Annotated in this window: 15 protein-coding genes; 4 read left to right on the top strand and 11 right to left on the bottom strand. The window is 63.0% G+C overall.

The genetic code is table 11. From position 1 onward, the window contains the following. The first annotated feature begins 23 nt into the window (after positions 1–23). The 3 genes from ASD12_RS19630 (at position 24) to ASD12_RS19620 (ending at position 6,420) form a co-directional block, all read left to right on the top strand. A complete protein-coding gene (locus ASD12_RS19630; RefSeq protein ID WP_244482903.1) occupies positions 24–2,654 on the top strand; it encodes a caspase family protein in 2,631 nt (876 codons plus the stop codon). 145 nt (positions 2,655–2,799) lie between these two features. Then, positions 2,800–5,271 carry a DNA topoisomerase (ATP-hydrolyzing) subunit B gene (gyrB, locus tag ASD12_RS19625; RefSeq protein WP_056589653.1) on the top strand — a complete coding sequence of 824 codons (2,472 nt, stop codon included), beginning with the start codon at positions 2,800–2,802 and terminating at the stop codon, positions 5,269–5,271. A gap of 231 nt (positions 5,272–5,502) precedes the next feature. After that, on the top strand, positions 5,503–6,420 hold the full coding sequence (locus tag ASD12_RS19620; protein ID WP_056589650.1) for a hypothetical protein: 918 nt from the start codon (positions 5,503–5,505) through the stop codon (positions 6,418–6,420). 102 nt (positions 6,421–6,522) lie between these two features. Here ASD12_RS19620 and ASD12_RS19615 read toward each other — a convergent pair whose 3' ends face one another. From ASD12_RS19615 to ASD12_RS19570, 11 genes are all read right to left on the bottom strand, one after another. Further along, the gene (locus ASD12_RS19615) at positions 6,523–7,998 is read right to left on the bottom strand and encodes a hypothetical protein (protein WP_056589647.1); all 1,476 of its coding nucleotides are present in this window, start codon (positions 7,996–7,998) and stop codon (positions 6,523–6,525) included. A 133-nt stretch (positions 7,999–8,131) separates the two neighbouring features. After that, a complete protein-coding gene (locus tag ASD12_RS19610; protein ID WP_056589643.1) occupies positions 8,132–9,529 on the bottom strand; it encodes an NAD(P)(+) transhydrogenase (Re/Si-specific) subunit beta in 1,398 nt (465 codons plus the stop codon). Between the two features lie 6 nt (positions 9,530–9,535). After that, positions 9,536–9,964 (bottom strand): proton-translocating transhydrogenase family protein, encoded by a 429-nt coding sequence (locus ASD12_RS19605; protein WP_200953708.1) that lies wholly within the window; start codon positions 9,962–9,964, stop codon positions 9,536–9,538. Then, positions 9,961–11,244 carry a Re/Si-specific NAD(P)(+) transhydrogenase subunit alpha gene (locus ASD12_RS19600; RefSeq protein ID WP_056589636.1) on the bottom strand — a complete coding sequence of 428 codons (1,284 nt, stop codon included), beginning with the start codon at positions 11,242–11,244 and terminating at the stop codon, positions 9,961–9,963. Before ASD12_RS19600 ends, ASD12_RS19605 begins: the two co-directional genes overlap by 4 nt. A gap of 85 nt (positions 11,245–11,329) precedes the next feature. After that, positions 11,330–11,554, bottom strand: coding sequence for an aa3-type cytochrome c oxidase subunit IV (locus tag ASD12_RS19595; protein ID WP_056589634.1), 225 nt, complete (start codon positions 11,552–11,554; stop codon positions 11,330–11,332). Positions 11,555–11,771: 217 nt separating this feature from the next. Beyond that, positions 11,772–11,921, bottom strand: coding sequence for a DUF3096 domain-containing protein (locus tag ASD12_RS33280; RefSeq protein WP_013528205.1), 150 nt, complete (start codon positions 11,919–11,921; stop codon positions 11,772–11,774). A gap of 116 nt (positions 11,922–12,037) precedes the next feature. Further along, the gene (locus ASD12_RS19590) at positions 12,038–12,745 is read right to left on the bottom strand and encodes a hypothetical protein (RefSeq protein WP_244482902.1); all 708 of its coding nucleotides are present in this window, start codon (positions 12,743–12,745) and stop codon (positions 12,038–12,040) included. 481 nt (positions 12,746–13,226) lie between these two features. Further along, positions 13,227–15,542 (bottom strand): EAL domain-containing protein, encoded by a 2,316-nt coding sequence (locus tag ASD12_RS19585; RefSeq protein ID WP_056589626.1) that lies wholly within the window; start codon positions 15,540–15,542, stop codon positions 13,227–13,229. A gap of 135 nt (positions 15,543–15,677) precedes the next feature. Then, positions 15,678–19,172 (bottom strand): indolepyruvate ferredoxin oxidoreductase family protein, encoded by a 3,495-nt coding sequence (locus ASD12_RS19580; RefSeq protein WP_056589623.1) that lies wholly within the window; start codon positions 19,170–19,172, stop codon positions 15,678–15,680. A gap of 222 nt (positions 19,173–19,394) precedes the next feature. Next, positions 19,395–19,931, bottom strand: coding sequence for a hypothetical protein (locus ASD12_RS19575; RefSeq protein WP_082525538.1), 537 nt, complete (start codon positions 19,929–19,931; stop codon positions 19,395–19,397). After that, on the bottom strand, positions 19,924–20,535 hold the full coding sequence (locus tag ASD12_RS19570; protein ID WP_056589618.1) for a CGNR zinc finger domain-containing protein: 612 nt from the start codon (positions 20,533–20,535) through the stop codon (positions 19,924–19,926). The genes ASD12_RS19575 and ASD12_RS19570 overlap by 8 nt, the downstream gene beginning before the upstream one ends. Before the next feature lie 151 nt (positions 20,536–20,686). On the opposite strand from ASD12_RS19570, the gene ASD12_RS19565 reads away from it, so the two are divergent. Next, on the top strand, positions 20,687–21,592 hold the full coding sequence (locus tag ASD12_RS19565) for a branched-chain amino acid ABC transporter permease (RefSeq protein WP_056589616.1): 906 nt from the start codon (positions 20,687–20,689) through the stop codon (positions 21,590–21,592). Positions 21,593–21,747 lie beyond the last annotated feature (155 nt).

The raw sequence follows: 21,747 nt of genomic DNA, 5'->3' as shown, positions 1-21,747 counted from the left end.
AACAAGCCGGGGGGCGGTTCGACTTGCGTTTGCTTTTTGCCTTGCTGCTGACGCTCATGACCGCCGCCACGGCGATGGCTGAGCGGCGCGTAGCCTTGGTCATCGCCGCCGACGACTACCGTCTGATCCGACCACTTGCCAATCCGGTTCATGACGGCGAGGCGATGGAAGCGGTGCTGAAGAAGCTCGGCTTCGAGGTCATTCTCGAAACCAATCGCGACCTGCGGCGCATGCGCCGCGCGCTCGACGATTTTCGCGAGGATGCCAAGGGCGCCGATGTGGCGTTGGTCTATTTCTCCGGCCACGGCGTGGAAATCTCGGGCGACAACCGGCTGCTGCCGGTCGACGCCGACGCCTCCTCGTTCGACGCCCTGGAGAAGACCAGCCTGCCGCTGGAGGAGGTGCGCGACGCTGTTGCCGCCACGGCCAAGGTCGGCCTGATCATGCTCGACGCCTGCCGCAGCGATCCGTTTTCGGGCACGGTGCGCGAAGGGCGCGGCGCGACCTCGCTGGCCAAGGATGTCACCGACAAGGTGAAGCCGGGTCTCGGCCGGACCGGCCGTGCGGAAAACATCCTGTTCGCCTTTTCCGCCGCACCCGGCGAGACGGCCGCCGACGGAAACGGCCAGAACTCGCCGTTCACGACAGCGCTGACCAAATATCTCGGCACCGACGGGCTCGAGATCCGCTCGGTGCTGACACTGGTGCAGCAGGAGGTCTACGACCTGTCGCGCGGCAAGCAGCTGCCTTACGTTGAAAGCGGCCTGCCGCAGCTCTTTTTTGCCGCGAAGGCCAGGCAGGACTTGCCCGAGCGCGAGCGCCTGTTGCTCGCCATGGCCGATGTGACGCCCGAAATGCGCGGCCAGGTCGAGCAGATCGCCAGCGATGCCGACATGCCGCTGGCGCCGCTTTATGGCGCGCTGATCGGTCTCGACACCAAGCACCTTTCCGCCGAGAGCCTGGATGCCAGCCTGCGCGAGGCGGCGGACGCCTTCGTCAAGGTGCGCGGCGAGATGAAGACGCTGGCCGCCGACGATCCGCGTGTGACGGAACTGCGTCGGCAGGCCGAGGAGCAGCTGGCCCTGGGCGCCTTCGGCGCGGCACAGGCAAAACTGGCAGAAGCGGTCGATATCGACGAAGTGTCGCGCAAGGCGCTGAAGGTGAATTTCATCGACCGCACGCTGTCGCAAGCCGCAACGCTGTTCCTGTCGGCGGGCGCGGCTCGCGCCGACCTCAACTATGCGGCGGCCATCGAGGGCTATGAAACCGTGCTGTCACTGTATGGCGAGGCCGGGCAAACCTCGCTCAGCCTGGAACAGGCCGACCGTCAGAGCCGCACGCTGGAGGAACTCGGTCTGCTCTATACGACGGTCGGCAATGTCGAGGCGGCCAGCCGCGCCTTTACCGCGTTGTTGGCCAATCTCGAGCAGCGCTCGCGTCAGGAAACCGACCCCAGCGTCAAGCGCGATCTCGCCATCAGCCATATCAAGCTCGCCAACATAAGGATGGCGCAAGGCGACCTGCCAACCGCCCTGGAAAACTACGAGGCCGCCAGGGACATGCTGCAGGGTCTGACCGCAAGCCTGCCGGACGAGAAAGGCTGGCTTGGCGATCTGGCCACGGCCAATGACAAGATCGGCAACGTGCTGGCGACGCAAGGCGATGTTGGCGCGGCCGCCCAAGCCTATCAGCAAAGCCTGTCGATCAAGCAGCAATTGGCCGATGCCGAGCCGGACCGCGCCTATCTGCTGCGCGATCTGACCATCACCCATGATGAAATCGGCGACCTTGCCCGTACCGCCGGCCGGTTGGACGGCGCCCAGACGGCTTTTGAAGAGAGCCTGAGAATTCGGCTGGCACTGGCCGAGAACAAGCCCGATGACCCCGAGCGCCAGCGCGCTGTCTCCGTCAGCCATGAAAAGATCGGTGACGTGCTGCGCGAGCGCGGCGACCCCGCCGGTGCACTCGTGGCCTACAACCAGAGCCAGGCGATCGCCGAAGAGCTGGCGCGCCGCGACCCCAACGATACCGACTTGAAGCGCGACCTGTCGATCAGTTACGCCAAGGCCGGCAATGCCCTGAGCGACCAGAAGAGCTGGTCTCCAGCACTGGCTTCCTATCAGCAAGCGCTTGATATAGCGCGTGAACTCGCCGCCACCGATCCTGGCAACACAAACTGGCAGCGGGACCTGTCGGTCTGTCTGGAAAAGGTCGCCGGTGTGCTTGACGTCCAGGGCGATATCGGCGGCGCACTGCAAAACTATCAGGACAGTCTTGCCATTGCCGACCGCCTGGCCAAGCTCGACCCAGCCAATTCCGACTGGCAACGCGATCTGTCGATTACGCTCTCGGAGATCGGCATGCTGGAGACCAAGCAGCGCCATTTCGAGGGCTCCAGGAAAGCCTTCGAAGCCAGCCTCGGCATCCGCCAGCAACTAGCCCGGTCCGATCCGGACAATGCGATCTGGCAATTTGATCTGGTACAGGCCTACATCAACTACGCCTATGTGGCGAAGGATCCGAAGGCGGTGCTGACCAAGGCGCTTAACCTGACGCTGGAGCTCGACCGCACGGGTCGGCTGGCGCCGAGAGACAGATCCACGATCAAGTATTTGCGCGGCCTTCTCGCCAAATTCGGCGCCCGAAAGAAATAGCCGGCTGCCGGCCGGGAGTTCGCCCCCGAAATGCTCGCAAACCTTGGAAAAACCGCCTTTAGCGCCTATATCTAGTCCATATCAGAGGCGCGATTCGGGGCCGATTTTCAGCGCCGTGCAAGCGGCATCCAGACAACAGGTTTTCATGAGCGATCAGATCGACAACAACAACGGCGCTGAAGCCGAATACGGCGCCGATTCCATCAAGGTTTTGAAGGGGTTGGATGCTGTCCGCAAACGCCCCGGCATGTATATCGGCGATACTGACGACGGTTCGGGCCTGCATCACATGGTCTATGAGGTGGTGGACAACGCCATCGACGAGGCGCTGGCGGGCCACGCCGACCTCGTCACCGTGACGCTCAACCCAGATGGTTCGGTCACCGTGATCGACAATGGCCGCGGCATTCCGACCGATATCCACACCGGAGAAGGCATTTCGGCGGCCGAAGTGATCATGACGCAGCTGCATGCCGGCGGCAAGTTCGACCAGAACTCCTACAAAGTCTCGGGCGGCTTGCATGGCGTCGGCGTCTCGGTGGTCAATGCGCTTTCGGCTTGGCTGAAGCTCAGGATTCGCCGCAATGGCCAGATCTTCGAGATGAGTTTCACCCATGGCAATGCCGACGCTCCGCTGAAGGCTACCGGCAGCTATGAGCAGGACAGGCAGCCCGGCACCTATGAAGGGCGCAGCGGCAGCGAGATCACCTTCTTCCCGTCGTCCGAGACCTTCACCATGGTCGAGTTCGATTTCGGCACGCTGGAACACCGGCTGCGCGAGCTCGCCTTCCTGAATTCCGGCGTACGAATCATTTTGACCGACGCCCGCCATGCCGACATCGTGCGCCATGAACTGCACTATGATGGCGGGCTGGAAGAGTTCGTCAAATATCTCGACCGCATGAAGAAACCGCTGATCGACAAACCGATCGCCATCAAGGCCGAGCGCGACGGCATCACCGTCGAAGTGGCGATGTGGTGGAACGACAGCTACCACGAGAACGTGCTGGCCTTCACCAACAACATCCCGCAGCGCGACGGCGGTACCCATCTGGCCGGTTTCCGCGGCGCGCTGACACGCCAGATCACCGGCTATGGCGAATCCTCGGGGCTGACCAAGAGGGAAAAGGTGGGGCTGATCGGCGACGATTGCCGCGAGGGCCTGACGGCGGTGCTGTCGGTCAAGGTTCCCGACCCGAAATTCTCCTCGCAGACCAAGGACAAGCTGGTCTCGTCCGAAGTCCGCCCGGTGGTTGAAGGACTGGTCAACGAGGCTCTCGGCACCTGGCTCGAGGAACATCCGGCCGAAGGCAAGGTGGTGATCGACAAGGTGATCCAGGCTGCCGCGGCGCGCGAGGCGGCACGCAAGGCCCGCGACATCACCCGCAAGAGTTCGCTAGGCATCACCTCATTGCCCGGCAAGCTGGCCGACTGCCAGGAACGCGACCCGGCGAAGTCCGAGATCTTCATTGTCGAGGGTGACTCCGCCGGCGGCTCGGCCAAGGGCGGCCGGTCGCGCCAGAACCAGGCCATCCTTCCGCTGCGCGGCAAGATCCTCAATGTCGAGCGGGCCCGTTTCGACCGTATGCTCGGCTCCGAGATGATCGGCACGCTGATCACCGCGCTCGGCACCTCGATCGGCAAGGACGAGTTCAACGCCGACAAATTGCGCTACCACAAGATCATCCTGATGACCGACGCCGACGTCGACGGCGCCCATATCAGAACCTTGCTGCTCACCTTCTTCTTCCGGCAGATGCCGGAGCTGATCGAACGCGGCCATCTCTACATCGCCCAGCCGCCGCTCTACAAAGTGACGCGTGGCAAGAGCTCGCAATACATCAAGGACGAGAATGCCTTCGAGGAATTCCTGATCGGCTCGGGGCTGGAGGAAGCATCGCTTACGCTCGGCTCGGGCGAGGTTCGCATCGGACAGGACCTGCGCGGCGCCATCGACGACGCGCTGGCGGTGCGCCAGCTCATCAACGGCCTGCACACGCGCTACAACAGGGGCGTGGTCGAGCAGGCGGCGATCGCCGGCGGCCTCAACCCGGACGTCTTCACCGATCTCGCCCAAGCCAACGCCATGGCCGAGCGCATCGCCAAGCGTCTCGACATCATTGCCGAGGACACCGAACGCGGCTGGACCGGTCGTATGTCGACCTCGAACGAGGGCATCGGCGGCTATGTGTTCGAGCGCACGGTGCGCAGCGTCAAGGAATACGCGCATCTGGACCTGGGGCTGATCAATTCGGCCGATGCACGCCAGCTCGACCGCTATGCGCCGCGCCTTACGGAAGTATATGGCGAGCCACCGGTGCTGCGCCGCAAGGATGTCTCCGAGACCATATCGGGGCCGCTGGCGCTGCTCAACGCGGTCTTCGCGACCGGGCGCAAGGGCTTGACCATGCAGCGCTACAAGGGTCTCGGCGAGATGAACGCCGAACAACTCTGGGAAACCACGCTCGATCCGAACGTGCGCTCGCTGCTGCAGGTCAAGGTCAATGACGCGACGGACGCGGATAGTCTGTTCTCGCGACTGATGGGCGACGAGGTCGAACCCAGGCGTGAGTTCATCCAGGACAACGCGCTGTCGGTCGCCAATCTGGATATCTGATCTCGATGTTCTCTGAGATTGGCGCGCCGCGGCGCGCCAATTGTTTCACCCGTGGCAAACAAAATCATTTTTTAACCCGCCGGAACGGAAGTCCCCTCGGGACATTGTGACAACATCGATCACAATTTCTCACAGGAGGCCATCATGGGACGCGGAATTTTGCTCTGGTTGCTCGGCATTCCGATTCCGATCATCATTCTGATCATGCTTTTCGTACGATAGGGGGAACTCATGCAGTCCACCCTATCGGCTGTCGACGTTTCAACTTCAACAGAATCATCCACCACGGCCGTCAGTTGGGGACCGATCATCGCCGGCGCCTTGGCGGCCTCGACGCTGACTTTCATCCTCATGTTGGTCGGCTCGGGGCTGGGGCTAAGCATGGTGTCACCCTGGTCTGGCTCCGGCGCGTCGGTCACGACCTTCGCGGTCTCCACCGCGATCTGGCTGGTCATCGTGCAATGGCTGTCCTCCGGTGTCGGAGGCTACCTTGCCGGACGCCTGCGCACCAAATGGGTCGGCATCCACACCGACGAGGTCTATTTCCGTGACACCGCCCACGGCTTCCTCGCTTGGGCGCTGGCCACCTTGCTCGTCGTCGGCGTTTTGGGCTCGGCGCTTTCCGCCGCGGTGGGTTCAGGCGTGCAGGCAGCCTCGACCGTGGCGTCGGGCGCCGCCATGGGTGCATCGGCCGGTGCATCCGCCAATGCCGGTGGCGCTGCTGCTGACAATGCGACATCCTACCTGGCGGACTCGCTGTTCCGTCCGGCTGATCCGAGCAAGCTCGCGGCAGCCGGTCCCGACGGCGATGCGGTTGCGGTAGGCCAAGCCTCGCGCATCCTGGTCGCCAGTGCCGCGGCAGGCGAAATCTCGGCCGATGACAAGACCTACCTGTCGCAACTGGTCGTCGCCCGCACCGGCCTCTCCGAGGCCGATGCCAAGGCGCGTGTCGATGCCCTGGTCGCCAAGGTTCAGGACGCCAAGGTCAAGGCACAGCAGGCCGCCGACACCGCCAGGAAGGCCAGCGCGACCTTTGCGCTGCTTGGTGCGCTGTCGCTGGTGATCGGCGCCTTCATCGCAAGTGCGGCGGCCGCTCTCGGTGGCCGGCAGCGCGATGACGAAGAAGCGGTGTTCCTGACCAGCCGCTGATCTGGACCTGAAGCAAATCGATCCACTCCGGGCCAAACCCCGGGGTGGATTTCTGTTTGAATTGCCAGGCGCCGCGTGGAGTACCGATCCCGTTCGCCGTTCTCATTTTTCGGGAGGTATCGCCCGCGCTTCCGCCTGGCTCGGCTCCAGCTTGCGGCCGAGGTCGACAGCGTCGCGCAGCACGACAAGGTGCGAGCGAGGCTGGTCGCCGGCAGCGACCTCGACACCGGTCGCCGCCAACGACCAGTACAACGTGTGGGTGAAGACGCGACCAAGTGAGCCGCGCAGCTCGACCTGAATATTCTGCACACCCGGGCCGAAATTTTCCGCCATCGGCCCGGAGATCGGATCGCCCGTCAGCCAGCCATTGCCGCGGTCGAAGATGTTGGTCCAGCGCGTCGCCGCAAACACCGCGCCATGATGCACGGCGCGCCGCGGCTTGCCCGAACGGTTGCGGCCTTCCTGATAGAGCACTGTGCCGCCGGTCGCGCTCTCGGCGATCGGGGGGCATGCCGAGAACAGCCGCTCGGCAATGCCGCGCCTGAATTCGGCGAGATTGTACGTCACCAGAAATTCGCTGTGGGTCAGCGGGCTGCCAAGCGTGACGAAATCGCTGATCTTCCAGGCCCGATGGTCGGCATCGCCAGTGCGCAGCCGCCGGTAAAGCTCCCACTGATCGCGCCGGAAGCCGGCAAGATCGTCCAGGCTGCCGGGCCATGCCGAACCGTCGGCAACAAGCGTCGCCTTGTCGATGGCGTGGATCGCCTTCAGTTTCGCCTTGTCGCGGATGGCCTCCAGTTTTTGGGGCCTGAAATCGGCCCACAAGATCTGCAACAGGTCATAGGCGATCATCGACCCAAGGCTGTGCGAGACCAGCACGATCCGGTCGTAGCCATCGTCCATCATCAGACGCTTCAGCAGCTTCAGGCCGCGGTCGCGGATCAGCGCGCGCTTCTCGACCGTCGCCGCTTCGGCGCGCACATAGGCCGCGACATCGCCGAAATAGGGAAGGCCAAACCGGTCCACCGACCAGATGATGAACGAGGCCAGGATGGTGACGAACAGGCCGGCGGCCAAGGAAATATACTGCTGCCAGAGCGAGGTCGCGAGCGCGAGCATCGCGCACAGGACGACGATGACGGCCAGAAGAGTGACGAGATAGAGCTTGCGGGCATCGCGCGGAATGTCGGCGGGCTTGCGCCACAGCAGGTTTGTCACCCACGCGGCAAGCCGCCCCCGCGTCGTGCCCTGCGTGATGTCGGCCCAGTAAAGCTCGTAGAAATCGGTGCGGCGGCCATCGACATCGTAAGGCGTGGTGATGCGGCGAAGTTCGTATGAATTTGTCCGGCTGTCGGGGGTGATCCAGCTCTGGTTGATCTTCGCGCCGGTCGGGTCGGCCGGATCGGCGACATGGGCATAAAACGGCGCTCGGCTGGGATCATGGCTCCAGACGGCCTGGACAAAGCCGCGCAGCGTATCCATCGGCCGCTGTTCGCCCATGCCATGCACGATCACCACCGCCTGGCTCGGCTTGTGGGGCGCTTTTCCGGTGACCGGCGATGCGACGGGATCGGGCACCAGCGTCTCCGTTGACGACAATCCCGCCGGTGAGACGGGAAGTCGTCATCGTAGCCCTGAAACCGCTGTCAGCCAAGAAAAAGCCCGGCGCGAAGCCGGGCATTTCTCGGTGTGTCTCAGTGCTGATTGCCGATCAGTGATCCATCGCCTTGACGATTTCCTCGGTCATCTTCTTGGCGTCGCCGAGCAGCATCATGGTGCCGTCCTTGTAGAACAGCGTGTTGTCGATGCCGGCATAGCCGGAGCCGAGCGAGCGCTTGACGAACAGGCAGGTGCGCGCCTTGTCGACGTCGAGGATCGGCATGCCGTAGATCGGCGAGGACTTGTCGTCGCGGGCCGAAGGGTTGGTGACGTCGTTGGCACCGATGACATAGGCGACATCGGCCTGCGCGAATTCGGAGTTAATGTCCTCGAGCTCGAACACTTCGTCATAGGGCACGTTGGCTTCGGCCAGCAGCACGTTCATGTGGCCGGGCATGCGGCCGGCGACCGGGTGGATGGCGTATTTGACGTCGACGCCGTTGGCCTTGAGCTTGTCGGCCATTTCGCGCAGCGCGTGCTGCGCCTGGGCAACCGCCATGCCGTAGCCCGGCACGATGATGACCTTTTGCGCGTTCATCATCAGATAGGCGGCGTCGTCGGCCGAGCCCTGCTTGACCGTGCGCTCGATGCCGTCATCGGCCGCGGCCGTGGTCTCACCGCCGAAGCCGCCGAGGATGACCGAGATAAAGCTGCGGTTCATGCCCTTGCACATGATGTAGGACAGGATCGCGCCGGATGAGCCGACCAGCGCGCCGGTGATGATCAGCGCCAGATTGCCGAGCGTGAAGCCGAGGGCAGCCGCTGCCCAGCCCGAGTAGGAATTCAGCATCGAGACGACGACCGGCATGTCGGCGCCGCCGATCGGGATGATCAGCAGGATACCGAGCACCAGCGAGGCAGCAACGATTAGCCAGAACACCAGCTTGGACTCGGTGGTGACCAGCAGCACGATCAAGACGATGAGTGCGATGGCAAGCGCTGCGTTGATGAAGTGACGGCCGCCAATCATGATCGGCTTGCCGGACATGCGGCCGTCGAGCTTGAGGAAGGCGATGACCGAGCCGGTGAAGGTGATGGCGCCGATGGCGACGCCAAGGCTCATCTCGATCAGCGCTTGGGCATGAATGTCGCCATCCGTGCCGATGCCGAAGCTTTCCGGGGCATAGATGGCCGCGGCCGCCACCATGACGGCAGCGAGACCAACCAGCGAGTGGAAGGCAGCGACCAGCTGCGGCATCGAGGTCATGGCGATGCGGCGCGCGGTGACGGCGCCGGCGCCGCCACCGATGGCGAGGCCGAGCACGATCAGGCCGAAACGGCCGGCGGACGGGGTGGCAAGTGCCAGTGTGGTGGCAATGGCAATGCCCATGCCGATCATGCCGTAGAGATTGCCCTGGCGGCTGGTGGTCGGATGCGACAGGCCGCGCAGCGCCATGATGAACAGGACGCCGGAGACAAGATAGAGGAAGGACGCGAAGTTGGCGTTCATGGCGCTCTACTTGTCCTTCTTCTTGTACATGGCCAGCATGCGCTGGGTGACGAGAAAGCCGCCGAAGATGTTGACCGAGACCAGCATCAGCGCGACGAAGCCGAAGCTGGCGGCGATGCCGGAAGCGGCTATGCCGACGGCAAGCAGCGCGCCGACGACGATGACCGAGGAGATGGCGTTGGTGACGGCCATCAGCGGCGTGTGCAGTGCCGGCGTCACCGACCAGACGACATAATAGCCGACGAAGATCGCCAGGATGAAAATGGCGAAGCGGAAGACGAAGGGGTCGATGGCGCCACCGGACAGCGCATGCGCGGCGTCACCCGCCGCATCGGCGCCACCGGGCGCGGTCGCCATATTGTGCACCGCCAGCCGAACAGCGGCGGAGGCCTGGTCGAGCTGGTCGAGAGCTTTTTGCAGGGTCTGGTCCATCACGCGATTCCTTTCGGCTTCGACGAGGGCGACTTTGGCACGGCCGCCTTCTTGGGCGCGGCTTTCTTAGACGCAGCCGGTTTGGCCGAAGCGTCAGCGACCATGGTGGTGGCCGGGATCGCGGCCGGCTCAACATAAGGCTGCTGGTCGGCCTTGGCGAAGGCCGGATGAACCACCTTGCCACCATCGGTCAGCATCGTCGCCTTGACCAGATCGTCGTCGCGATTGATGGCAAGCGTCTTGGTCTTCTTGTCGACCAGCGTTTCGAGGAAGGCAAACAGGTTCCTGGCGTAAAGCAGCGATGCTGACGCGGCGATGCGGCCCGGCACATTGAGATGGCCGACGATCTTGACGTTGTTGGCTGTGGTGACGACCTTGCCGGCTTCCGCACCCTCGACATTGCCGCCACGTTCGACGGCGAGGTCGACGAGCACCGAGCCCGGCTTCATCGAGGCGACCATGGCCGCCGACACCAGCTTCGGCGCCGGCCGGCCGGGGATCAGCGCCGTGGTGATGACGATATCCTGCTTGGCGATATGCTCGGCGGTGAGTGCCGCTTGCTTGGCCTGGTATTCCTTCGACATTTCCTTGGCGTAGCCGCCGGCCGTTTCCGCAGCCTTGAATTCCTCGTCCTCGACCGCGAGGAACTTTGCACCGAGCGACGCAACCTGTTCCTTGGCGGCGGGGCGAACGTCGGTGGCGGTGACGACCGCACCAAGCCGGCGCGCGGTGGCGATCGCCTGCAGGCCGGCAACGCCGACGCCCATGATGAAGACCTTTGCCGCCGGCACCGTGCCCGCCGCCGTCATCATCATCGGCAGTGCGCGATCATATTCCGAAGCGCCGTCGATCACCGCCTGGTAGCCGGCAAGATTGGCCTGCGAAGACAGCACGTCCATCGACTGCGCCCGGGTGATGCGCGGCATGAATTCCATCGAAAAGGCGGTGACGCCGGCCTTGGCAAGGGCTGCCACGGCGGCATCGTTGCCGTAGGGATCCATGATGGCGATGACCGACGTACCGGGCTTGTAGCTCTTCAGTTCGGCATCACCGGGCCGACGCACCTTCAGTACGACATCGGCCTTGGCGACATCTGAAGCCTTGCCGATCGTGGCACCGGCGCTCGCATAGTCGGCATCGACGATGCGCGAATTCAGACCGGCACCGGCCTCGACAACGACATCGAAGCCCAGCGCCGCCAGCCGTTTCACCGTGTCAGGCGAGGCCGCGACGCGCGGCTCGTTGGCATCGAGTTCACGAGGGATGAAAACCGTCTGTCCCACCGCATGATCCTTTCGGCCGGAAGCTGTTTCCCGCAAGACGCCGGCCGGCCTCGCGGCGGCGCCATGGACAAGGTGTCGGAAAAATCTATCGGAGGATAAAGGCGCCGACGGCCAGAATCAGCACGAACAGGATGGTCGCCGAGAAGAAGCCGCCCGCGAAGAAACCAAAAGCCATCGCCAGAAGCAGGGCTCCGCAGAAAAGCGAACCGTATTTGGCCAGCATGAGGAAGCCCGCATAGGTGCGGTCATGCTCAGCATAGTCCATCTTCGCGCCCAGTTCGACAGGACCGGTCGGCGAGTGATCAGCCATAGGAATACCCCTTCGAAGACATCATTCAGGCACATAGCGAAAAGCCGGGCCGAGAGCAATGGCGCTATTGCCGCATCGCAGCCGACAACTGCCTCAAAGGAAAATTGAAGCCGGCTGCCGACGCGCGCCGAAGCCGCCCCCGGATCCGGGTGTCTGATGCGGAAAGATGCTCCGAAAGCGGTCGAGGCGAACGCTTGCGTTGCCTCAACCGGCGCTCTCAGCCGGCAAGATGCGGGAAAAGCCCGAGCAGCCCGACGACGATCAGATAGAGCGCGACGATATAGTTCAACAGCCTTGGCATCACGAGGATCAGCACGCCGGCAATCAGCGAGATGAGCGGGGTGAGCGCAAGCGTGGAAATGGTCATGTCGGGTTCCTTTTGGCAGATCCGTCGAAATGAAGACGCGGAACGTCAACGCGTCGCCGTCCTCGGAACGCGCATCCAAGCGAAAAGCTCCGTACGCTCTGCAAAAAGCGGTGACCTCAGGCGGCGTCGCGATAATATTTCGCTGTCGGCACGATGGACAAGGGGGTCAGTCGGTTGATGGCCGGATTGGCAAACATCAGCCGCTGTTCCATCGGCGTCGATCTAAAGAATGGGAACCGTTCGAGCGTCCGACGCATATTCTCGCCGGCGGGGATTTCGAACAGTGCTATCGGGGTAAGAACGCCCGGAAATACTTTTCCTTCCGTCCTCTGCACGGCATTGAAGTAACGGGAATAAAAATTGGAATGCTCGATCTTGACCGGTGTAAGCACCGAGTTCTGGCCAAAGTAGCGCGAGGCGACCATGGCAAGCCTGAGTGTCAGGAAAGGCAGCACTCCGGGCGCCGGCGCGCCGTCGGGATCGGTTGCGAAGCGGGTTCCGTCGATGAAGGTTTCTCCGCGGGCAAGTCGCTCGATCAGTATTTCCGGATAGGCTTCGACGGACGGCGAATGCGGGTGCTCACTGGAAATGTAATGAAAGCGGATCGTGCTGACCAATTCGCCATAGCAATAGACACCGAATCGGTAGGAATTGGGCAGATTGTCCCAGCGATCCTCGAACATCCCGCTGGCGATTGGGCCGCACATGCCTGAGCGCAGATAGGATTTATAGCGAAGTCGGTAAATCGCCTCCAAATCCTCGCCTCCGGTAATGAGGCGATAATCGACATGCTCCAGCAGTTGCATGATCGATCGGTTCAGCACCGAATCCCCTGCTGCGCTGACCGCACCAGACGCATTCCTTGCAGCCCTTGCAGCATCCATTATCTGTCCTCGAAATTCCGCCTACGGATAAGCTATTCGAGTCAAAATGAGACACAAGCAGAAATTTAGATGTTGTTAATTTACTTTCTGTTAACCTTAACAGGTGAGCGCCAATTTGAGTAGACATTGGTGAGCAATGCGCCGCCCGGAGAAGGATGTGGGTCACGGCCTCCGAGACATCGCACCTCCGTCGACAAACAGGTGCTTGAGCTAGGCTAACTTGGGTTGAGGATCATCTTGGCGCCCGCGCCAGCGCTCAATCCATTCGAAAGCTGACTCTGGGAAAGACCATTTTTAGCAGCATTGCGCAAAAGCAAATCGCGGCGGAACAGATATCCGGAGTAATTCGCATGAGTTCGAGATCAGGGCAGTACTTGAATCGAAGCACGCCAGGAATCAAGCGAGCTTTGAAATCACAGCACTAAATGGCTGTCCGTTTGCCGGCGAGATGCAGGTCAGCGGCGAATGGCCAAGTGACATTTGACATCGTTTCGATACCCGACGCACTGAGCGCGGCGCCGAACAGGAAGCCTTGCACGAGATCGGGTTTGACCTGCAGGGCCAGGATTTTGAGCTGTTCGAAGGTCTCGACGCCTTCGACAGTTACGGCAAGCCCCAGCGGCCGCGACAGGTTGACTATGCCCTTGAGCAGTTCGAGCGAGCGGGGGTTCTGAGTGACGTCGATCAGGAACGAGCGGTCGATCTTGATCTTGTCGAGCGGCAATTTGTGCAGGTAGCTCAGGCTCGAATAGCCGGTGCCGAAATCGTCGAGCGCGATGCGCACGCCAATCTGCTTCAGCTCCTCGATATACTGACGCGTCAGCGACTTGTCGTCGAGCAGCGCCGTTTCGGTGACCTCGATCTCGAGCCGGCTGGCTGTGAGGCCGGAGGCGGCCAACGCATCGCGAACCTTCTGGATGACGTCGCGATTGCGGAAATCCTTGGCCGAGAGATTGACCGAGACGCTGGTCTGGTCCGGCCATTTGGCGCATTCGGTGCAGGCTGCCTGCAGCACGAAGGTGCTGATCTCGGAAATGATACCCATTTCCTCGGCCAGCGGAATGAAGATGCTGGGAGAGACCGGCCCGAGATCGGGATGGTCCCACCGGCACAGCGCCTCGCAGCTGGCGATGCGCATGGTGCTCATCGCCACGATCGGCTGATAGACCACCCGCAAACCGTGGCTTTCCACGGCGCTGCGCAGATCCGCCTTCATCAGCTGGCGGTTACGGAAGGCGGCATCCATCGCGGCTTCGAACAGCCGCCAGCCGTTCTTGCCGAGTTCCTTGGCTTTGTAGAGCGCAAGGTCCGCCTTGACGATCATGGCATCGACGTCGGTATCCTTGACCCGCGACAGCACCGCGCCGCCGCTGGCCTGGATGCGCAGCCCGTGACCGGCGACGTCGACTTCCCCTTGCAGCCCGGCGAAGATCTCGTCGAGCTGGCTGGTCAGATGGCTCTCATCCTCGACGCGGTCGAAGAAGATCATGAACTCGTCGCCGCCGAAACGGCTGACCGTGATGCCTTGCCCGGCAATGGCGGCAAGCCGCTCGGCAACGGCGTAGATCAATCCGTCGCCGATCGGATGGCCAAGCGTGTCGTTGACGCTTTTGAAATCGTCAAGGTCGAGCACCGCCAGGCCACAGAGACGATCGCGATCGCCTGATACCATGGCCTCGCCGATCAGTTCGTGGAAATAGGCGCGGTTGGGCAGGCCGGTGAGGTTGTCGTAGCGTGCCATGAAGCGGATCTTGTCTTCCGCCTCGACACGGGCGGTGACATCCTCGAAGGTGATGACGCCCAGCTCCTGGCTGCCTTCGCGAGCCGAGAATTCATAGTGCTGGCCGTTGGCGAGGGAAACCAGCACCTTGCGGTCGCGGCCCTCGCGCAGGGCGCGCGTCAGTTGCGCCTCGATATAGCGGCAATCCTTGGGCGCCAGCATGCCGCCGGCGACACCGCGCATCAACAGACCATGGATCGACCGCCCGAGCAACGCATCCCCGGACTTGAGCGACATCAGATGCGCGGCTTCGGCATTGGCCACCGCCACCCGGCCGTCCGGGCCGAGCATGACGAGGCCGTGCGACATGGTGTTGAGCGCGCGATCGAACCTGAGCGCGAGCTTCCTCGCTTCCTTGTGGCCGATGACCGCCGAGAAAAGCACGTCGCGGACGTGGTCGGCGCTGTTGATCGTGACGAAAGTCAACGGAATGATCATCAGCCCGAGAATAACCGAAGGGGCATCCATGCGCAGCAAGAGTGCAAGTGCTGCAGGACCAATGAAGGTCACGGAAAAAATCCGCACCATGAGCGGAGATCCGTAGTTCCGGCCAACAACCGTCACCAAGGTTGCGATGGCCAGCGACGTCGCGGCCAGTTCGGCAAAGGGATCGGGATAAACATAGATCGATATGAAGCACAGCGCGCCCAACCCGAGGCCCTGCAGGCTGCCCTTGAGGATGTAGTTGCGCTCCCACCGCTGCGCCTCCTGGACGTCGGCTATCACACCGCCCGCCTTCCGGAAGCTGCGAATGCCGAAATAGCGGAAAAGGCAGATGGACAGCAGGACAAAAGAGAAAGCCAGGAACAACGGATTGTTCGTGCGCAAGTAGATCATGAATCCGAGGATCCAGTAGCACACGCCGCCAATCACCAGCATGTGGGCGTTGTCGAACAACGACCGCACAAACTGGATATAAACATCCGCCGGGATGTTTTCGGTCTTTGTTCTGCCCATATCGTCGGCCCAACGCTAAGCCTCGTCATCCCACATCCGCCTTAAGAAAGGCTTAGAATAGTGTTTTGGCTGGGTTGCTGAAGGAGCGCAAAAGCAGGACAGACCGGGAAATCAAGCTTCAGGTAAACAAGGCCTTCACTCGGCGGCCTGAAGTGCCGGCCCCGCCGGTGCGTTTGCGAGGCGCTGGAGCAACCGGGAACGTTCGCCGGCTGCCTTTTCGGCACTGGCCTGCCGGACGTGGCCGTAGCCGCGAATGAGAGCCGGCACCGAGGCCAGCGCAAGCGCCGCATCGATCCTGGGCGGGGCCAGCGATCGGGAGATGAGCTCCAGATCCGCCTCGTACTGCGCCAGCAGCCGCCGCTCCATGCGCCGCTCGGCGGTGTAGCCGAACAGGTCGAAGGCTGTGCCGCGCAGACCCTTCATCGCCGCCAGCAGGCGGAAACCCTTCATCATCCAGGGGCCGAAACTCGATTTCCTAGGGCTGCCGTCATTGCCGCGGCGGCCCATGATCGGCGGCGCGAGGTGGAATTCGAGCTTTTCGTAGCTCTGGAACTGTTTTCCGAGTTCGGCGGCGAAAGAACCGTCCGTGTAAAGACGCGCCACCTCGTACTCGTCCTTGATCGCCATCAGCTTGAACAGATTTCTGGCGGCAGCTTCCGACACCGCGCTGGAACCGGGCACGGCCTTCGCTTCGGCCGCACGCAAGACGGCCAGTTTCTCGGCATAACGCCTGCCATAGGCGGCATTCTGATAGGCGGTCAGGAATGCGACACGGCGGGCGATGATGTCGTCCAGCGTCTCGGCGACATCGGCAGCCTGGCCGGTCTTTCCAGCGACGGTTGGGCCCGGCTGGGCGACGAGGCCGCGTACGAAATCCGGCTGATGGGCAGCGCGACGGCCCCAGCGGAAGGCGGCGACGTTCATCGCCACGGCTTCGCCATTGAGCTCGATCGCCTTCTCGACCGCCTCGGCCGACAGCGGCAGGCCGCCATGCTGGAAGGCAAAGCCGAGCATGAACATGTTGGCGCCGAGCGAATTGCCGAAAAGTGCCGTGGCGGTGCGGGTGGCGTCGAAGAAATGCGCCTTGTCGTCGCCCGCGGCCGCACGGATCGCCTTCTTCAGCCGCTCTATCGGCAACGAGAAATCCGCCGAACGGGCGAATTCGCCAGGCATGATCTCGGCGGTGTTGGCGACGAAGATGGTGTGGCCCTCGCGCACCGCGGTCAGCACCTTCTTGGCGCCCGACACGACGAGATCGCAGCCAAGCACGAGATCGGCCTTGCCGGCCGAAACGCGGATGGCATGGATGTCGTCCGGGGTGCGGGCGATGCGGACATGGGTGAACACCGAACCGCCCTTCTGGGCGAGGCCGGCCATGTCGATCATGCCGCAGCCCTTGTCCTCAAGATGCGCCGCCATGCCAAGCACCGCACCGACGGTGACGACGCCGGTGCCACCGACGCCGTCGATGATCGCCGCCCAACCCTGTTCGCCAAGCGGGAACTCGGCCGGCACGGGCACGCCGTCGAGCGGATCAGCCTTGCCGGCCAGACCTTCGGCCTTGCGGATCTTGGCGCCGTGCACGGTGACGAAGGACGGGCAGAAGCCGTTGACGCAGGAGAAATCCTTGTTGCAGCTCGACTGGTCGATCTTGCGCTTGCGGCCGAATTCGGTTTCAACCGGCTGGATCGAGACGCAGTTCGATTGCACGCCGCAATCGCCGCAGCCTTCACAGACCAGCTCGTTGATGAAGACCCGTTTGTCGGGATCGGGGAATGTGCCGCGCTTGCGGCGGCGGCGTTTTTCGGCGGCGCAGGTCTGGTCGTAGAGCAGCACGGAAACGCCTTTGACATCGCGCAGCTCGCGCTGGACGAGATCGAGATCGTCGCGGTGATGAATGCTGGCGCCGGCCGGGAATTCAGCTTTGCCGGCATATTTATCGGGCTCGTCGGTGACGATGGCGATGCGATCGACGCCCTCGGCGCGCACCTGCCTGGCAATCATGTCGACGGTCAGGCCGCCTTCATGCGGCTGGCCGCCGGTCATGGCGACGGCGTCGTTGTAGAGAATCTTGTAGGTGATGTTGGCGTCGGTAGACAGCGCGAAGCGGATCGCCAGCGTGCCGGAATGGTTGTAGGTGCCGTCGCCGAGATTCTGGAAGATGTGGTCGCGTTTGGAGAACGGCGCCTGGCCGACCCATTGCGCGCCCTCGCCGCCCATGGCCGTGAAACCGACGGTGTTGCGATCCATCCACAGCGCCATGAAATGGCAACCGATGCCCGCCGCGGCGATCGAGCCGTCCGGCACCTTGGTCGAAGAATTGTGCGGGCAACCGGAACAGAAGAAGGGCGTACGCGAGCCGATGTCGGTGGCGTCGGCGAGCATTGCCTGGAACTGGCGCAATTTTGCCACCCGCGCCAAGATCTCTTCAGACGGGCCGATGGTCCTGACGATCCTCTCGCCAAGCGCGATGGCGATCTCGTTGGGATCGAGCGCGCCCTTGGCCGGGAACAGCCAGTCGCCGCGCTCGTCCTTCTTGCCGATAATGACCGGTTGCGTGGCGGTGCCGTAAAGGCTCTCGCGCAGCTGCACCTCGATCAGCGAGCGCTTCTCCTCGACGACGACGATGGTGTCGAGGCCGCGGGCGAAGTCGGCGATGTGATGCAGGTCGAGCGGCCAGGGGCAACCAACCTTGAACAGCCGCACGCCGATGCGGTTGGCGGCCGCCTCGTCGATGCCGATATCCTCCAGCGCCTGGCGGACATCGAGATAGCTCTTGCCCAGCGTGATGATGCCGATCTTCGGGTTGCGGCCGCCCGAATAGACGATCCGGTTCAGCCCGTTGGCATGGATGAAGGCGGAGGCCGCGGCGCGCTTGTGCTCATGCAGCCGCTCCTCCTGGCCTAGCATGTCGATCTCGTGGCGAATGTTGAGACCGCCGGGCGGCATGTCGAAATCCGGCACGACGATGTTCAGCCGCTCGAGCGAGGCATCGACCGAGGCCGTCGATTCGATGTTGTCCTTGACGCATTTGATGGCCGCCCAGGTACCGGCAAAGCGCGACATGGCAAAGCCGTAGAGCCCGTAGTCGATGATCTCCTGGACACCGGCCGGATTGAGGATCGGCACCATGGTGTCGACGAACAGGAATTCGGTGGCATGCGCGTTGGTCGAGGATTCGGCCATGTGGTCGTCGCCCATCAGGGCGAGCACGCCGCCATGTCTGGACGAGCCGGCGAGATTGGCATGGCGGAACACATCGCCGGAGCGATCGACGCCCGGCCCCTTGCCGTACCAGACCGAAAAGACGCCGTCATGGGTGCCCTCGCCCAGCAGTTCCGTCTGTTGCGATCCCCAGCAAGCGGTGGCGGCAAGCTCCTCGTTGAGGCCGGGCTGGAAGACGATGTCGGCCTGCGCGAGCTGTTTCTTCGCCTTCCAAAGCTGCATGTCGAGGCCGCCGAGCGGCGAACCGCGATAGCCGGAGACGAAACCGGCCGTATTCAAGCCGGCGCGGCGGTCTCGCTCGCGCTGCATCAGAAGCATGCGGATGACCGCCTGCGCGCCGGACAGGAAGATGCGCTCCTTTGCAAGGTCGAACTTGTCGTCGAGCGCGACGTCGTGCAGCGTCATCGGGAATTTCCTCTGCGGAGGCCACGCGGGGGCAGGCAGCCAACGTCGGGGTCGGATGACGTATCCTTTCTCCCCTTGCAAGGCAGGTCAAACAAAATCGTAGTTACCAGGCAACGCGCAACGAACAGTCCGTGACCATCTCGAAATCGGGTACGAAAGCGATCGGCGGGCATTGTCCAGCGGACGAAAATTTCAGCCGCAGCCAGGGCTGGCAGCGATGCGTCAGCTGCCCTTCGAGCAATCCGGCTTCGGTTCGCCCGGCAGCTTGCCGTCGGGATGGCCTACGAGATCGGGATTGGCGGTATAGAGCTGGTCGATGACCAATGGCCGGTCGGGCAGCACCGACTGGTCCTCCGTCGACATCAGCGTAGTGTCGATCTTCTGCAGAACCGCGCCGTCGGCGCCCTTGATGCTGATGGCAATCGCATAGGGCTTGTTCTTGACGACGCAGGTCAGCGCCGGGCTCTCCAGCGTCACCTTGTCGAGCTTCGGCCACACCTTCTGCTCGACCACCAGAGGCGCGCCGCCAGCGGGATCCTGGAAACTGGCGACCGCGACCTGGCGCTCTCCCATCGGCTGCAGCGGCCGCAGCGTCACCACATAGGTCGCCCTGGCGAGGCGGTAGTTGAAGACGAATATCTTGCCGGAAATCTCGAACAGCTTGCCTTCGGCGTTGCCGGTATCACGACAGGCGCCGAGCGCCACGACGGCAAAGAGTGCCGCGCCGACAACGATCGAACGGGAAAGACCTCTAAGCATTCTTGACCTCATTTTCCGCCATGCGGCGGCGGCGATAGTGACGACTTGCCTTCTGCCTGTTGCCGCACACCGCCATGTCGCACCAAAGGCGGCTGGAATTGCGGCTTCTGTCGACGAACAGCCAGGTGCAGTTGGGACAGATCCTGAGCCTTGCGACGGTGTCGTCGCGCAGCAGCGACAGCGCGGACACCGCCAGCGCCGCCTCGAAAGCGATCGGCGTCACCGGGTCGCCGAACGGCCTTCCCGGCGCACCGATCTCGGTCCGGCTGCCGGCCAGACCCTCGGCGCAGGCTCTCAGGAACCCCGGCAGATCGGTGGTGACAACCGCGCCCTTCGACACCGCGCCGCGAAATAGCCGGTCCGTCGCCTCGCGGATCGACAGCACGACGGGTGCGATTGTCTCCGGTGACGGTGCAGCCAGCGGCCTGTCGCCAAGCTCGGCGGCGCGAAAGCGGCTCGCGGCATCGGCGAAGCGGGCAATCTCGGACGGATCATCGAAACGGTCGAAGGTCCGCTCCGGATCGCCGCGGAGCACGACGGTGTTCGCCGTGTCGAGCGCAAGCAGGCCGCCGGTGAAGCGGTGCGGGGTCCAGGATACCGTCATGCCATAAATCTAACCTATAAATCGCATTTGACAAGTTAGATTCAGCGATGCAGTTTCTCCACCAGGCGCGGACTCCGCAGCCTTTGTCTTGAGCATCTCGTTGCCCCAAAACTGCTTTGCATTTTTGGGCGACATGCTCCGAGGGTTTCGCATGCTCTACTTCTTCCAGCAGGTCCTGAACGGGCTGCATTCGGGCGCGCTCTATGCGCTGCTCGCCTTCGGCTATGTGCTGACCAACGGCATCCTCCACCGCACCAACCTCGCCTATGGCGCGCTGTTCGCCTTTTGCGGCCAGACGATGATCCTCACCGCGGCCTTCGGCTATCAGGTGCTATGGCTGACGCTGCTTGCGGCGGTGGCGCTCGGCGTCGTCACGGCTTTCCTCTATGCCGCGCTGATCAGCCACGTCCTGTCGCGCAGCGTCTTCGAACCGTTGGCCGACCGTACACCCAACGCCATCGTGGTGACGACGCTGGGCATATTGCTGCTGTTGTCGGAGGCAAGCCGCATCGCCGCCGACACCCATGACCTGTGGCTGCCGCCGATGCTGGCGCAACCGATCGTTTTCGCGCAGGGCGCGACCTTCAAGGCAACGCTCACGCTCATCCAGCTCATCGATTGCGCGGTGGCGCTGGCGGCAATCGCGCTGGCCAGCTGGGCGTTTGCCCGTTCGAGCTTCGGCCGGCTCTGGCGTGCCGTCTCCGACGATCCCAAGGCGGCGGCGATGTGCGGCGTCGACGTGCGCGCGGTGTTCCGGCATGCGGTCCTGTTCGGCGGTTTCTGCGCCGCGCTGGCCGGCGTCATGGCCGGACTCTATTACGGCAATGTCAGCTTCGGCTCGGGCCTCGTCTACGGGTTGAAGATCCTGTTCGTGACGGCGGTCGGCGGCTATCTGTCGCCGCCACGGGCGGCCCTCGGCGCGGCCGCCTTCGGCATGGCCGAATCGCTGTGGGCCGGCTATTTCCCGGTCGAATGGCGCGATGCGTGGATGTATCTGTTCCTGGTCGCCACCCTGGTGCTGATCGGCGCCGGTCGCGACACCGGCAAGATCGCCTGAGCCATCAGACTTTGGTTGCATGACGTCGCGGCAAATGTCCCACAGCCGGCGCTCGCATCTATTTGATGGTGTTTTGTTGCTTCCATCCTTGTTGACCCGTCAGTCCACGCGCGGCATACCGTTGGACCACGCGGCGTGACGGACAAGAAGGGGGA

It is taken from the genome of Mesorhizobium sp. Root102, from assembly GCF_001425625.1.
Classification (GTDB): Bacteria; Pseudomonadota; Alphaproteobacteria; order Rhizobiales; family Rhizobiaceae; genus Mesorhizobium.
The sequence above is the reverse complement of the archived record's forward strand: the minus strand, read 5'-3'. Positions and strand labels throughout refer to the sequence as shown.

Excerpts from the sequence above, each read along its gene's own strand:
- gyrB (WP_056589653.1), top strand. The coding sequence starts at position 2,800 with ATGAGCGATCAGATCGACAACAACAACGGCGCTGAAGCCGAATACGGC.
- ASD12_RS19595 (WP_056589634.1), bottom strand. The coding sequence starts at position 11,554 with ATGGCTGATCACTCGCCGACCGGTCCTGTCGAACTGGGCGCGAAGATG.
- ASD12_RS19580 (WP_056589623.1), bottom strand. The coding sequence starts at position 19,172 with ATGACGCTGCACGACGTCGCGCTCGACGACAAGTTCGACCTTGCAAAG.
- ASD12_RS19620 (WP_056589650.1), top strand. The coding sequence starts at position 5,503 with ATGCAGTCCACCCTATCGGCTGTCGACGTTTCAACTTCAACAGAATCA.
- ASD12_RS19570 (WP_056589618.1), bottom strand. The coding sequence starts at position 20,535 with ATGACGGTATCCTGGACCCCGCACCGCTTCACCGGCGGCCTGCTTGCG.
- ASD12_RS19575 (WP_082525538.1), bottom strand. The coding sequence starts at position 19,931 with ATGCTTAGAGGTCTTTCCCGTTCGATCGTTGTCGGCGCGGCACTCTTT.
- ASD12_RS19610 (WP_056589643.1), bottom strand. The coding sequence starts at position 9,529 with ATGAACGCCAACTTCGCGTCCTTCCTCTATCTTGTCTCCGGCGTCCTG.
- ASD12_RS19585 (WP_056589626.1), bottom strand. The coding sequence starts at position 15,542 with ATGGGCAGAACAAAGACCGAAAACATCCCGGCGGATGTTTATATCCAG.
- ASD12_RS19565 (WP_056589616.1), top strand. The coding sequence starts at position 20,687 with ATGCTCTACTTCTTCCAGCAGGTCCTGAACGGGCTGCATTCGGGCGCG.
- ASD12_RS33280 (WP_013528205.1), bottom strand. The coding sequence starts at position 11,921 with ATGACCATTTCCACGCTTGCGCTCACCCCGCTCATCTCGCTGATTGCC.